This is a genomic window from Streptomyces sp. NPDC026062 (assembly GCF_055568375.1).
In genome coordinates this window covers 44,995-59,918 of sequence record NZ_JBVHOQ010000028.1, presented here as the reverse complement: position 1 = coordinate 59,918, position 14,924 = coordinate 44,995, and the positions used below count along the sequence as shown (strand labels likewise).

The window sequence follows — 14,924 nt, the reverse complement described above, 5'->3', positions numbered from 1 at the left end:
CGGCGGTGGACGGATGAGCAATCCGATGGAGGAGCGGCTGGCCGAGGCGCTGGCGGAGTTCGAGGAGACCCGGGCGAAGCTCGGTGAGGCCGCGTCGGCCGCTGCCCGTATCTCCGCCACGGTCATGGCGAAGGACCGCTCGGTCGAGGCGACCGTGGGGGCGCAGGGCGAGCTGACCCGGCTGCGCTTCCCCACGGCCCGGTACCGGACGATGGCCCCCGCCGAGCTCGCGAGCGTACTGATGTCCACGATCGGAGCGGCCCGCGCCGAGGCGGCCGGCGCGCTCGCCGAGGTGTACCGGCCGTTCGGGCCGATCCCCGGGCTGAAGCAGGACGGCACCCGGGAGACACCGGACGCGGGCTCCTTCGGGGAGCTCAGCTGGGACGAACTCTTCGCCCCGCTGCGCGAGGAGGGGCTTCCGGTGCCCCCCGAGCAGCCGCCGGCGCGTTCGTCCGGCGCGCTGCTGGACGAGCTGGTCGACGATGACGACGAGAGCACATACGAATCCGGCAACGGCAAAGGGGCGCGGTGATGGGACTGGATGTCGACACCCAGGGACTGGGCAAGAGCGGGCAGGCCGTCGAGAAGGTGGCCGACAGGCTCGTTCTCGTCCGGGACGACTATCTGGACAAGGTCACCTCGTACCACGGCTGCTGGGGGGACGACGCGTTCGGTGACCTCTTCGCCTCGATGTACCTCGAAGGGGTCGAGTTCGCCAGGGCCGGGATCAGCGAGCTCAGCTCGGCGCTGTCCGGCAGCGCCGCGAGTCTGACCGACACGGCGAGCGGTTTCCGTGCGCAGCAGGGCCAGGTGCTCGACGCGCTGCAGAGCCACGGCACGAAGCAGCACTGAGCCGTGTCCCTGGAGTTTCCGCCGGAGGCCGCCTGGCTGTTCGCCGCCCTGACCGGTGAAGTGCCGCCGAACGGCGACGAGGACAAGATGTTCGAGCTGGCCGAGGTGCACCGCGGCCTCCACGGCAAGCTCACCCAGGACATCCAGCGGCAGGTCGCGGAAGCCATGGGGATGACGCGGCAGAACTTCGGCGGCGATGCCTCCACCGTGTACCAGGACGCCATGAAGAGCTTCCTCGGTGGCCAGGAGGGGCTCGACTACTTCAACGCGGTGACGGACCAGGCGCAGCTGCTGTCCGACTTCACGCGCCAGAGTGCGACCCAGCTCCAGTACACGAAGTACATGATCATCGCGCAGCTCGTGGAGCTGCTGGTCGAGGCGGCCGTGGCGGCCGCACTCGCCTTCTTCTTCGGCGCCTCGATCCAGGCCTACCTGACCCGGCAGGCCATCGCCCAGTTCATCATCCGCTCCCGCCTCGCCCAGTTGCTGGGGACCGTGCTGATGCACGAGGTCATCAACATCGGCATGGGTGTGGCCATGGACTCCATGGTGCAGTGGACGCAGCTCAACCGGGGTACGCGGGACGGCTACGACGCCAAGCTCACCACGGCCGCCGCCCTGTCCGGGGCGGTGCAGGGCCTGATGGCGGGCCCGTTCCACGGGCTGGGCAACGCCTTCGGCAAGCGGCTCGCCAAGGTGTTCGGCACCGACGGCGGGGCGAACCTGGGCAAACAGCTGGACCTGGTCATGCCTCCGGCCAAGGGCCCGGGCGGCGGCAAGGCCGTCACCTCGTTCGGCACCGACATCGCGGCCGCCTTCAAGACACACATCCCGGGCACGGCGGGCCCGACGGCCAAGGAGGCGGGTGACGCGTTCGTCAACGCCGTCGGCAACACCTTCCAGAAGCATCTGGGAGGCGGTCAGGCGAAGGACGCGGGCCGTGCGTGGGCCCGTACGGTGCTCGACCGTACGGGAAAGAAGGATCTGCCCCAGGCGCTGGAACAGACGCTGAAGCCGATCGCCCACCAGCTGGACGCTCCCGTCGCCCGGGTCCTCGGCCAGGGCACGGCGGACATGCTGGCGCAGAACTTCCTCCAGACGACGGTGCGGTCCACCGTCACCGGTACGTTCGAGGGCGTGCACGCCGCCGTCTCCGAGGGCACCTACAACTTGGTCTTCTCCGACGAGCACACCTTCACCACGTCGGGACTCACGTTCGGCTCCGGCATGGTCGAGGGCCGGGTCGGGCACCTCCTGGAGTCGGGCGGCGAGCGCCTGGGCGCCGGGCTGCGGGACAAGCTGGGTCACCTGAACCTGCCGTCACGCCTCGGTATGTCCGGAGGCCCGGGCCCTGACGCCGGACAGGAGACGGCCAACGACGCCGAGGCGGCCGGCTTCACGGCGGGGCCCGACCAGGACGTTACGCCGGACCTCACGCCGGACCTCACGCCGGAGGTTACGCCGGCGGACGAAAAGCTCACCACGCCGAGCATCACGACCGAGAGCAATACGACCCCGCAGACCGAGGGGGAGAAGAACCAGCAGGTGCAGACCGGTTCGCAGACTCCACTGCCCGGGTCCGACTCCCTCGCGGCGCACGACCGCCTCGCTCGTGACGACAACGACGAGGCCAGCACCTGGTCCCCCAGCAAGGCACCTGACCCCACCGGGCAGGAGCCGGTCCTCGCAAGCCGGACCACGAACCTCAACAACCCGGCACCGGACCTCGTCGCGCAGACCGACCACGTCGGGCTGGATCCCACGTCATCGTCCGCAGAGCAGCCGACCGCAGTCACCCCGCCGCCCGTCATGGTCGCCCCACAACCGCCGATGCCCCAGACATCGCAGCCACCGCCTCCTCCTACACCCCCGCCGCTGCCGCCGCTGCCGCTGTCCGTCCGCCAGTCCATGTTCTCCACCGACGTCAACACCTTCGGCACCCCGCAGAGTTCGGGTATCGGAGGCATCCAGCTGGAACCCATCCACGACGAGGTGGCGGCCGGGCTCCAGGCGCAGGTGCTGGACGACCTCGCCGTGACCGACTCCGAGAAGGCCGGCGTCCGTGAGCAGTTGCGGGGGCTCCTCAGCCCGCAGGCCCTGCACGACAACCGGCTGATGCTGCTCAGCCAGGACGGGCACCGCATCACCGTCACCGTCGGCGGCAAGCCCCAGGATGTCGACGTACGGCTGAACCTGTCGGACGCGACGCCTTCCACGCTGTACGGAAGCGGGAACCGCAAGCCTCCGCACAACAACGAGCAGCGCCAGGCCGCAGCCTTCTCCAGCAGTTCGACCGGGACCACTTCGACGGTCCGCACGGTCTCCGGGTCGTACGTCGCCACCCTGTTCAAGGGCGCCGTGAAACGACTGACGGGGATCTCGCTCAACCCCAGCGTCACCCTCACGCGCCAGCAGAGGAGCACGTCCACCACGGTCGACAGTGTGCTCAACTCCAGCAGCCTGCTGCGCAGCACGGAGTCGGCGGTTCCCTTCGACTACCGGGCGTCGTGGTCCGTGCGGCGGGCCCCCGTGCCGGGCTCGGAGGGCGACGGCGTCGGTTCCTCCACGCAGCAGGAGTGGGCGAACAAGCAGGACCGGGGCATCGTGACCGCGTGGTTCCCCGAGCACCAGGCCCTGCCCTCGACGGACTCCGGCCCCCCTCATGTCATCAGCCGGGACCCGGAGGCCTTCGACAAGCACCTCGATGTACTGCCTCTGTGGGCGATGGACTCGATGTCGGACCCCGGAGCGCTGTCCAGGCAGGTGGCCCAGCAGTTCGGCACACAACTGGCCACGCTGTCACCGCAGTCGCGCAAGGCGGCCGAGCTGTTCTTCGGCGGCGAGTATCTGCTGGGGGCACTGCCTCTGCAACGGCGGACCGCCGCGACGGGCGAGCTGACGACGGGAACCTGGTCGCCCCCGTTGCTCGACGACGCCGGCAGCGTCCTCGGCATGTTCCACGTCGTCGCGGACGTCTCTCCCCGGGCGGGCCGGAACCTGCGGGACATCAAGGTCGGCGAGAAGTACAGCCTCGAACGCTTCATGGACCGGCAGCTGAAGACCGGCTCCCTGTCCAAGGTGGCCAGTTCTCTCGGCGGGGACCTCTCGGTCGCCGCCGCGCTGAACCTCCGGCCCGACGAACTGGAGGGGATCCTGGGGGACATCGGCACGGATCTGTCCGGCAATGTCAAGGTCGGCTACAACAAGCAGTGGGACCACGGCTTCGGCGCTGGAGCCACGCACAACGTGATACACAATCTCCGCACCAACGCGGGGCACATACTGACTCCGGCCGCGGTGACGTACCACGTCGAGTTCGTCGCGGCGGACGGGACGCGGAGCACCCCCTGGTCCGCCGCTCCGACGGATGTGCGGATACGGACCCTCGCCCCTGAGACCGTCAACGGAACACCGCCGTCCGGGACGTCCCAGCCGCCCCCCGAGCATGCCGAGCTGGAAGCCATCGGCGTCTCCGCCACTCCCCTGGCCGTCCACGGGGACGGCGTCGCGCGTGTCATCCAAGAGGCCAGGAAGTGGCTCACGGACGAAGGGTTCCTGCCCCGCCCCGGTGAGGCGACCTCCTTCACCGATCAGAGCCTGGTCAAGGCCCGGATGGAGAACCTGCGCAAGTTCGAGATGCTCGCCTCCGCGAACGGGCTGGCCGGCACGGTGGACGAGATGGTCGACGGGGGTCTCGCGGTCTACTTCAACAAACCGCAGGTGGGCGGCGGCGTGCGCCGCGTGCATCTCCTCCTGGGCCTGGAACGCGACCACGCGGCCCAGGTGGTGCATGTGAAGACACTGTCCGGTGTGCACATGCCCAGCGCCAGCAGTCTCACCGTTCCGGGCATCAGCCAGAAGTCGACCACCAGTACGAAATCCTTCGAAACCGGCTTCGAGCTCACCGCTCCCGTGCTGGGCCCTGTCCGGATCAGCGGAAACGGGGGCTACAAGTGGATGGGGCAGTCCACGGAGACCTCGTCCGTGTCCGCATCGGTGGCACACACTCAGTTCATCCTGACGAGCGGGCAGACGGAGGTGTTCCGGATACCCGCCGTGCTCACGCTGGATGTGTTCGAGGGCACCGGTACGGGGACCGAGCACCTCTACGACTCCCGTGGCCGCGACTCGGCGGACAACACGCCGCAGGTCTTCGTCGACCTGGCCGTGCCGAAGAGCCGTGCCCTCGACGGCCCGAATACCGCCCTTCCCTACGACCTGACGGTGCCCGCCGCGGCGGGCGAGGTTCCGCTCGCGGACCTGAAGAAGCGGCCGGATGCCTTCACCGTGCCGGACAGTGCCCTCGTCGACGTCATGCGCGGCAGCGGAGGGGCGTTCAAGGCGATCGACGCGATGCTGCGGGACCTCTCGCAGGACCCGGCTGCCGCCGGGCAGCTGGAGCAGAAGGCGTCCCAGCCGGAGGAGCCGATCCCCGAACAGCCCGGCGACATCCCGCTGGTCCCTCTCACGTCCTCCGGCCGGGCCGTACAACCCACGGAATCCCCGGTTGCCAAGCGGCCGGACCTGTGGTGGTCGTCAGCGGCCAGTGCGGCCCAGTCCGTCGGGAACTACGTCCTGCACGCCGGGTCCGTCGTCAAGCAGACCCTGTTCGGGAGCGATCGCGCGGACCAGGGGCTGCTTCTGCACGAGGTGATCCACGCCCAGTTCTCCCCCGCCGCCCTGCTGTCGCGCGCGCACCAGCTGAACAAGGGTGTGTACGTCATCGATGACCTCTTCGTACCCGGCGCGCTGGCCGACACCGACCTGGTGATCGAGGTCCGGACCGTCTTCACGAACCCGAGGAAGCTGGGTGAGGTGAAGCAGTACGGGGAGACGGACCTCGGTGTCACGGACAGCGCCTCGCACCAGGTAAGCAAGAACAGTTCGCACGAAACCCCCTTCGGCGTCGGGCTGAAGTCCGGGCAGAACACGGAAGATGCCGAAGCTTCGGCCGCCGATCCGCAGAGCACTCCCGCCGCGGGGGGAGGCTCCGGAGTGAAGGGGGTCTGGGGCAAAGGCAGCAGCACGTCCATGACGAGCTCGTCGCAGACGAACATGACGCGTGTGCCGTCCGAGAGCGGAACCCAGGTCCGGATCCTGGCCGATGTCACCTACGAGGTGACGATCCGCCGGGGCACCCGAGGGGTCGCTCCGGTGAATATCAGTGCCGCAGCCAAGACGCGCACCTTCTCGGTTCCCAATGGCATGCAGTTCCTGGCGACCCCCGATCAGCTCCGTCGCAGCGGCCACGCGACGCTCATCGAGTTCGCGGGACCGGCCGGGGACACCCGGCCGCAGAACGCGCGGCTCCCCTACCGCTTCCGCAGGTTCGCCGCGCTCGGACTGGCAGCGGTTCTCGAAGCCACTCCTCTCGCCTCTCCCTTGCCCCCACCGTCGGCCGACCCGGTGGACGGCCCGGTTCCCGACCCGGTTCCCGACCACGACCGGCTGCGCACCGATCTGGTCGCCCTGGTCAAGAAACACGCCCCGGGAAGTCTCACCCCGGGCAGGGCCGGTTATGTGCCCGGCCTGTACCAGCGCATCGCGGACTACACCTCGCCCGCCGCTCTCGGAATCATGCCCGGCAGGGGCAGGGACCAGCCGCTGTCGTTCACCTTCCCGTACTCAGGTGGGGTGAAGACCAAGATCGTCACCGTTTCGCTGCACGGCCGGCCCGCCTGGGACGCCGATCAGATGAAGCTCGTACGCGGGCGGAAGGCCGGCCCCGGCTCGGCCCTGGAGAACTATTCCACGCACTCGCCCGCCAACATCACGAAGAGCACCGGCCGGACCACCCGCTGGGGAATCAGCGTGCCGAGCATCTTCACGGTGCCGACGCCCCATCTGTTCACCGACCGGGTGACCGTCGGCCCCGGCTTCTCGAACTCGACCAACCGTGCCGACTCCACTGTCACGACCACCACGGCCGAGGACCGGGTCTGGCAACGCACCGACAGCGGAGACGAGTTCACGCTCGCCTACCTCTACACCGCCGAAGTGACGGTCGACGGGAAGACCCACACCCTCGCCGAACCGGTCGATGCCAAGGTCGTCCTCCGGTTCTCCGGCGACCGCGACCAGCAGGACCCGACGCACGAACCGCTGGCGGACGACGTACACACCACCGTTCCCGACACTAAGGTGTCCGGCGCGAAGCCCCTGCGGGCGACCGGCCAGGAGGTCGTCTACGCCCTGTCCAACCAGCGTCAGCTGCTGGACGCCGTGCAGCAGGTGGCGCCTGCCCTGGCCGGTGGCGGCCTCAGCTCCGGCAGCACGCACGAGGGCGCTGCCATCCTGCTCACCGAGCTCCTGCACGGCGGGCTGATCACACTCGACCCGGTGCGCGCGGCGGCCGGGTTCGGAGGTCCGCTGGCCGGCACCGGTTCGCACCCGCAGGTCACCATGACCACCAAGGTGTTCCGGCCCCGTCCGGTCGACAGCACCCTGGGGGTGGCGGTCGACCGGGTACGCACCGTCGGTTTCAGTACGTCGGCGAGCTCGTCGAAGACCCGGTCCACCGCCTTCACACTGTCGGTGTCCGGCGCCCGGGACGCCCACAGCCTCGGCTTCTCCCTGCCGGTCGTCCAGTACCAGTCGGTTCCCGGGGGTCAGGGCGGCGGCATCAGCGCCGCGGACCGGCGCTGGGAGAAGACCGGCACACCCGGCAGTCCCGACGCCGAAAGGGGGGCGCGGACGCACGAGGTCGAGGTGGACACCGTCACCACGGTCACCGGCCCGGACGGCGCCGTGCGTTACGTCACGGGGACCGCGGTGATGCGGGTACCCGAGCGCGACCTCCTCGGGCTCGGGATGTTCACGGAACCCGACCGGGGCGACGGGGTCTGGGACCTGTCCGCGGTGGAGCCCTCCGATTCCGCGGCGCTGGACGGACGCATCGCCGCCGCAGGCACTCCCCCCTCGGGAAACGTGACGCAGCTCTGGCTCGACCTCGGCGAGACGCCCTCCGCCGGCGCCCGGATGGAGGCGCTGCACCGGGCGGCCCGGATCGCCAGGACCGGCGCCTTCACCGTGGAGCTGGCGCTGCGGGACGGCGACGGGACACGGTTCTGGACGTTCGGGCACGAGGGAGTCCAGTTCACCTGGTCCGAGGGCGGTGCGCCCTTCAGGGGGACCGATCTGTTCACGCGGTACGACGAGGCGGCTCTCGCCCTGAGTGATGCCCGGGCCAATCAAGCGCAGGGTGCCCTGTCGCGGGGTGAGAACGAGAGCGACCCGTCGGCCCTGCTCACCGAGTCGGAGACCGCACACGAGCAGAACCAACTGGCGGTCGAGTCGGCATCCAACGAACTCGCTTCGCTCGAAACCGAGTTGGCGCTACTGGACACGACGGAGGCGGACCTTCGGCCGTACCTGCACGATCTGGACGGACAGCTCGACAAGGTCCGTCGGCGTCTCGATGCCGCGCCGCACCCGGACACCGCGCACCGGCTCCGTCAGCGCGCGCTGGTGATCGAGGGCGAGCGGAATGCCCTTCAGGCCGAACTCGCGCACGCCGCCGCGAGTCGTGCCGCGGCCGAACAGCGGCGCCCCGGACTCGTCGTCGCCGTGGCCGAGGCGGAAGGGCGGGCCCGGACCTCTGCCGAACAGCTGCGGGTCGCCGGTCGGAACGCGGAACTTCTGCGGCAAGCAGAGGCGGCGCAGCTGGAGTTCGACGCGGTGGCGGACGAGTGGCGGTCATCCGCCGAGGCGCTGGCGTCGGCCCATGGGCCCGGCGGCCACGCCAACCCCGAGCCGGTCGCCGCCGGCGGCTTCCGGATTCCGCCGCCGACCGACCCTCTGACGGAATCCCTGGCGTCCCTGCCTCCGACCTGGCCGACCTCGAAAGCACCCGATGGTCCCCCGGGCAGCGTCCCGTCCGAGGAGAAGATCCCGCCTCCTGAGCAGGCGGCGCGGCGCAACGGTTCCGGCACCGTCACTCCCGCCCCCCGCCCGGTCGGTGAACTGGTCGACAACCCGGTACTGCCGCACGAGATGCGACGGTTCATGGGGACCGGCACCGCCGCGGTGCACACCGAGCGGTTCGACCCGCTGACGCGACAGGACCATCGTGCCGCGGGGCGGCTGAACGGCGCGATGACCCTCATCCGCAACCACGTCCGGCGGGAGCGGCTGCCAGACGGGCGGACGGTCCGGCACTTCTTCGTGACACTGCCCGTCGCCCTCACGAACGGGCTGAACGCGCAGGACCTCGCCGCTGTGCAGGAGCGGGTCCAGGCCGCGCTCGACGCCCACGTCAACATCGGCTACCGGCTCCCGGACTCGGGCGACCAGTTGTACGTCACGGCGGAGTTCGTGGACAAACCCGATCACAGCGAAGCGGTGACGCTCGCACGGGCTGCTTCGCCGGCCCGCGCCGACCAGCGCCACTGGGACGTCGGCCACAGTGACGCCGTGCTGCTCCACGAGGTCCTGCACTATCTGGGTCTCGCCGACGAGTACACCGACACGAACCAGGGAGATCCCTTCATCTTCCGCCGGAACGAGCACGCGTCCGGCGTCCACTCCGACGGCCTGATGGTCCACGCCGACCAGGCCTCGTTGCTGACCATGCCCGAGGAGTATCTGCGGACCGTCGAGCGGGTCAGCATGCACGCCGTGATCCCGCTGCACACCGCCGATTCCTCCCTGCCCCTGCCCGTCGTCCCCGCGACGGACCGGCTGGTCCCCTCCGAGGACGACGACGCGTCCTCGTGGCCGGCGAGCGCGGCGCCCCCGACCGTGAACCTGTCGAAGTACGTCAGGAACTACGGTGTCCGGGGAACGGGCTTCGCCGGTGTCGGCATGGAACAGTTCGATCCCCTGTCGTCGGCACAGGTGAAGGCGCTCGCCGACGAGTTCATCGCCGCCCTCGGCCGCGGCCGTCAGCTCTCCGATTCCGACACCGCCGCGGTGCACGCGCAGGTCGCTGCCCAGTTCGGAGCCGCCGAGCTGAACGCGCAGATGCCCTATCTGCTGGGTGAACACGGGTTGGCCGTGACCGTCGTGCTCAAAGACGGCTCGCACACCGTGGACGTCCTGCTCACCCTCTCCGACCCGGTCACTTCGACCAAGTACAGCGGCTACACGCTGGAGGACCCGCAGCGGCGTATCGAGAAGCGGTCGACGAGCGCTCTCGAGAGCAGTTCGGCATCGGGGTCGGTCAACCCGCGCTCGCTGCTGTTCCCGATCGCGAGCCTCGCCCTGAAGTCGATCAAGGGCTCCGCCCTCGGTCTGCTGTTCAGCGCATCGCTGAACGTCACGCACAATCAGCGAAGCTTCGCCTCCACGATCGGTGATTCCGTCGGGCAGACGCAGGTCATGCGCAACAACACCCCTTCGCATCCGGTCGATTTCACCTCCCACTGGCAGGTACGGGTGAGCGACCGGACCGGTAGCGGCTCCGGTGACACCGCTCACGATCAGCAGCAGGGGCAGGGCAAGGACCTCGGCCCGCTCACCGTGTACTTCCCCGACCGCGTGGCCGTCGCCGAGGAAACAGTCCCGCCGGACAGCACCGAGACGCACCCGGAGAACTCCGGGGGCGACTCCGCGACGCTGAACGAGGCCCTGGACGCCCTGCCGCTCTGGGGCGTCGACTCGATCAAGGATCCCGGATCCCTCCTGCGGGCCGCGACTGCCGACCCCGCCTTCCGTAAGCTGCTCGCCTCGCTCAGCGAGGACTCGCGCAAGGAGGTTCTGACCCTCCTCAGCGAGCCCAACCAGCGCGGCGCACTGCCCCTCCAGCGGGTCGGCCCGGACGGCAAGGGCGGCCAGTACACCCCGATTCTGTACGCGCCGAACGGCAACGTCGTGGGCATGCTGCGCCTTGACGCACGTATCGAATCCGTCGAGAACGCGGCCATCTCCAAGGTTCCTGACAGCTTCTTCCTGGAGAGCCACCTCACCCGCACGATGAAGCTCGACACGTCGGTGAAGGTCAGCTCGGGCATCAGCCTCGAAGCCGCCGTGAACATACTGGGCGACCTGCCGTCGCAACTCCTCCGTGCCGTGGGCCTGACGGATCTCAGCGCGTCCGGTGGAGGCAAGGCCAACCGGAAGAAGCTCTGGACGTACGGACACAATTCAGGTGGTTCCACCATCACGAACCACACGCTCCGAACGACGAAGGAACACCGGCTCGTACCTGCCACCGTCAGCTACACCGCCCATCTGATCGGCCGGGACAGCTCCAGCACACCCGAGTTCGACCTGGGTACGAGCGCGGTCAGGATTCGGATGCTGCCCGACCCGCACAGAGTCGACGCGGAGAGCCGCAAGCCGGCTCCGGAGATCGCCGCACTCCAGGCGATCGGCCGGTCGGCCACGCCGCTGCGGATCGACGGCACGAAGGAGATCTTCGACGCTGCCGAGAGCTGGCTGCGTAGCGAGGGCTTCCTGCCGCCCCTTCCCCGGAGCGGGGCACAGTCCCTGGGCGAGCAGGTCGGCCAGTGGCTGAAGGACGTCACCACGCGTCCCGACGAGAAGACGGTCGCGGCACGCCTGGCCAACCTGCGGTTGTTCGAGCAGATGCGCTCGCAACTGGGCCTGCGCGCCACACTCGAGGACATGACGGCGGGCGGCCACCGTGTCTGGTTCACCCTCCCGGGCGGACAATTCGCGTCCGAGCGTCGCGTGCAGCTCTCCCTCGAAGCGATCCGCCGGACGCAGGAGGCGATCGAGCATCTGAAATCCCGCGATGACGTCGAGACCATCAACATGTCGGGGCTGCTCCTGCCGGGCTCCGAGCAGAAGGCGGAGAGCTCGGGATGGACGGGGGGCGTCGGCGCCTCGTTCCCGGTCCCCCTCGGCGCGCCGTTGAGCGCTGCGCTCGGCTACACGTACGCGTACGAATTCCCGCAGACGACGGAGACGGCGACCGACACCGAAGGGCTCGGCCACGATCAGCTGGTGCTCACGCGGAACAAGCCGACCGAAGTGTTCTCCATACCGGCGGACTTCGTGCTGACGATCACCGAAAGCAACGGGCAGAGTCCTGTCCCTCCGTTCACCACGGCACCCCCGGCGGACAGGATCACCATCCAGATGGACAGGGAATCCGCCGAATCCCCCAAGGTCGTGATAGCGGTGCCCTTCGACCGCACCTCGGCCCTGGACGCCGAACTCCCGACGCCGCGGCCCGGCCGGATACGTGAGGTCACCACGACGGGGCAGAACAGCGATACCGCTCTGCTCTCCTTCGTGCCCTTGGGGAACGAGAACCCCACCCAGATCAAGCCCCTGCGCCTGCCGGACGACGCGTTCGTGGATCTCGCCAAAGAGGCGCACCTTCTGCGCAACGGCGTGCTCGCGCGCCTGGAAAAGCTCATCAAAGCCAACACGGACGCGAATCCGAACGCTTCGGATGAGATTGTTGTGCCCGCCCCCTCCGGGCGCAACAGGCTCAGCCGGTCCCTCATCGGCAACGAGGCCCACGACCCCACCACGCCCCTCGCCGAGCAACTGCAGATCGCCATCAACGCCGGTCAGCTCGCTGCCCACGGCCACCAGATCTTCAAGGGCGGCTACGTCATCGAGGGCCTGATCCTGCCGGGCAGCGCCCGCGACACGGAGTACTCCGTGGAGATCCAGGGGTACGCCACCCGGCCGAAGCTGCTGTCGGACCCCGAGGGGCACGCCCAGTACATCGAGACGGGTGCGGCGAGTTCGGCGTCGCACGCCCTCCAGAAGTCGAAGGCCACCTCGCACAACCACGCCACCACGTTCACGGTGAAGCCGGAGGCCGTGCCGTGGTTCCGGCCCTCCTTCGGGCACGCCTACAACAAGCGCAAGGACCACAGCGAGAGCCTGACCACGTCCAACACCGTCACCCGTACGCCCGCCGAGTCGATGAGACTTCTGCGCATCGAGGCCGACGCGACCTACGTGATCACGATCCGGCGCGGCAACCGCAATCTCCTCCTCAACGCGACGCCGCAGATGCTCCAGCCGTTCGCAAGCCTCGGACCGACCCTCACACAGGTGGCGGTGGAGGTGCCCGGCGGACTCCAGTTCCTGACCACACCGGGCCAGTTGCGGCGCAACCGGGAGTTCCTGCCGGACATCGACGGCCTGGTCCTTCCCGAGGACGGGGAGAAGGACATCGCCTTCCCTCCGACGCTCCGGGACGGACGTCTCCTCGGCGTCGGCACGGTCCTCAACGCGGTCCCGCTCGCCCCCAAAACCTCCGAGACCGCACCGAACGTGCCCGACACGGAACGCGACCGCTTCGGCGACATCATCAAAGACCTGGTGGAGAACGCGGCGCCCGGACTGCTCACACCCGGCGACTCCTACAGTCCGGGAGTACGGGCACGCATCAGCAACCTGACGTCCACGGCGGGCATGCGCACGCTCCCCTCCCACGGCCACGGGAACCCGGTGCGCGTCCACTTCATCCATACGCGATACGGACTCACCAGGCTCGTCGAGGTGTCCGTCTGGGCCACCTCGACCGACGATCTGAACACTCTGATGGGAACCGAGGCCGACACCGGGTCGGGGCAGGAGAACGCGTTCAGCCAGGTGCCAGGCAACACCCTGGTGTCCCATAGCGTCACCAAGAAGCACACGCTCACGGGGTCGTCGGGCACCACCTATCCACGGACTCCGGTCGGTCAGCACGCCGACACCCTGGCCCTCCAGGGCGTGCTCAGCAGCAGCAGCGCGATCATCACGACCCAGGGAACATCCTCGGACCAGCGTTTCTGGCTCCGGACCGACAACGCCGCCGAGTTCCGGCTCACGTACGAGTACCACGCCGCCGTACGGACCAGAGTCCTGCCGGTCCAGGTCGTGGCGCTGTTCCAGGACGCCCTCAACACCCTGTCCGCGACAAAGGTTTCCAAGTGGCTGGACGGGCTCTGGGAGTACCCGGCCGCCACGCCGATCCCGGACACCCCCTCGGTGCGCGTCCAGGTCGATCTGCGGCTCACCGGCAGTGACGCGCACCAGGCGAACGCCGACCGCTCGCTGGGCGTCGGTCCGCCCCGGAAACTGCCGCGCAACGGACGTGTGGTGGTGCACTCGTTCACCGGGGTCGATGATCTGCGGGCCGCGGTGAACAAGGTGGCGCCCGCGCTGGGCTTCGTCGCGGAGCTGACGGCCGATGACGCCGGACAGGGATCGGAGGCCGGCGAGCTGGCCGCCGTGCAGTTCACGGAGCTGGTACAGAGTGAATCGGTGACGCTGAACGGGCTCCAGATGGCGAATCTGCTCGGCTCCGTGGCTCTCGGATCCTCCGACGAGCAGGTCACGTTCTCCGTCGACCTGCTGCGCCCGGTATCGCTCTCGCACACCGGCTCCATGGCGATGGACCGGGTGTACATCGAGACGGACCTCGCCTCGTCGTCGGTGACCCGTTCGAACAGCGACGCGGTAAACATTCAGACCAAGTACGACGCGAACGAGGCGAAGACATTCGCGCTGGGCACCGTGGCACCGCTGGTCCAGAGTCAGAAGCAGCACCCGACGCCCGGCGGCTCCCACGCGACGACCGACCGCAGCTGGCAGCGGCAGGGCGTCACTTCTGAACCGACGGACCAGCGCCTCTGGCAGACGCATCTGGTCGACGTCGAGACAGTGATCACCGTCCAGGGACCGACGGAGAAGCACCAGGTCATGGGCACAGCACAGGTACGGCTGCCGGAACGCGACCTGCTGGGCCTCGGCGTACTGCCCGGCCACGTCACGCAACACGTTTTCGACGGCGCTTCACTGATGCGGGAGCACGAGGGGAGCGATCCCCTGACGACCGGTGACCCTCAGCAGATGGCCGACTTCTTCGCAGAACGCATCACACATCACGAACCCACCGGGCCGGGGGCGGAGCTGTGGCTCGACCTCCGCGAGGACGAGACATGGAGCGGAACCGAAGAGGAGAGGATCCGGGATGCCAAGGAGATCGCCAAGCGCCTCGCCGAACAGCTCGGCCGCCCGGTGCAGCTCGGCCTGCTGACCCCGAAGGGCACCGACTGGCAGACCTTCCCCGCGCCCCAGGGCGACAACGACGCAGACTCCCCGTCCCCACTCTCCAACAAGGTCATGGCAATACTCGCCAGCGACCGTGCATGACA

General features: G+C 69.0%; 3 protein-coding genes. All 3 read left to right on the top strand.

Translation table 11 applies throughout. From position 1 onward, the window contains the following. The first annotated feature begins 13 nt into the window (after window positions 1-13). Genes ACZ4LX_RS24465 through ACZ4LX_RS24455 form a run of 3 tightly spaced genes read left to right on the top strand, consistent with a single transcriptional unit; the run spans window position 14 to window position 14,922 of the window. Complete coding sequence (locus tag ACZ4LX_RS24465) at window positions 14-532, top strand: YbaB/EbfC family nucleoid-associated protein (protein WP_467643696.1); 519 nt, start codon at window positions 14-16, stop codon at window positions 530-532. Beyond that, on the top strand, window positions 532-852 hold the full coding sequence (locus ACZ4LX_RS24460; RefSeq protein WP_467643694.1) for a hypothetical protein: 321 nt from the start codon (window positions 532-534) through the stop codon (window positions 850-852). The genes ACZ4LX_RS24465 and ACZ4LX_RS24460 overlap by 1 nt, the downstream gene beginning before the upstream one ends. Before the next feature lie 3 nt (window positions 853-855). Continuing rightward, window positions 856-14,922, top strand: a complete 14,067-nt coding sequence (locus tag ACZ4LX_RS24455) for a WXG100-like domain-containing protein (RefSeq protein ID WP_467643692.1) — start codon at window positions 856-858, stop codon at window positions 14,920-14,922. The last annotated feature ends 2 nt before the right edge of the window (window positions 14,923-14,924 follow it).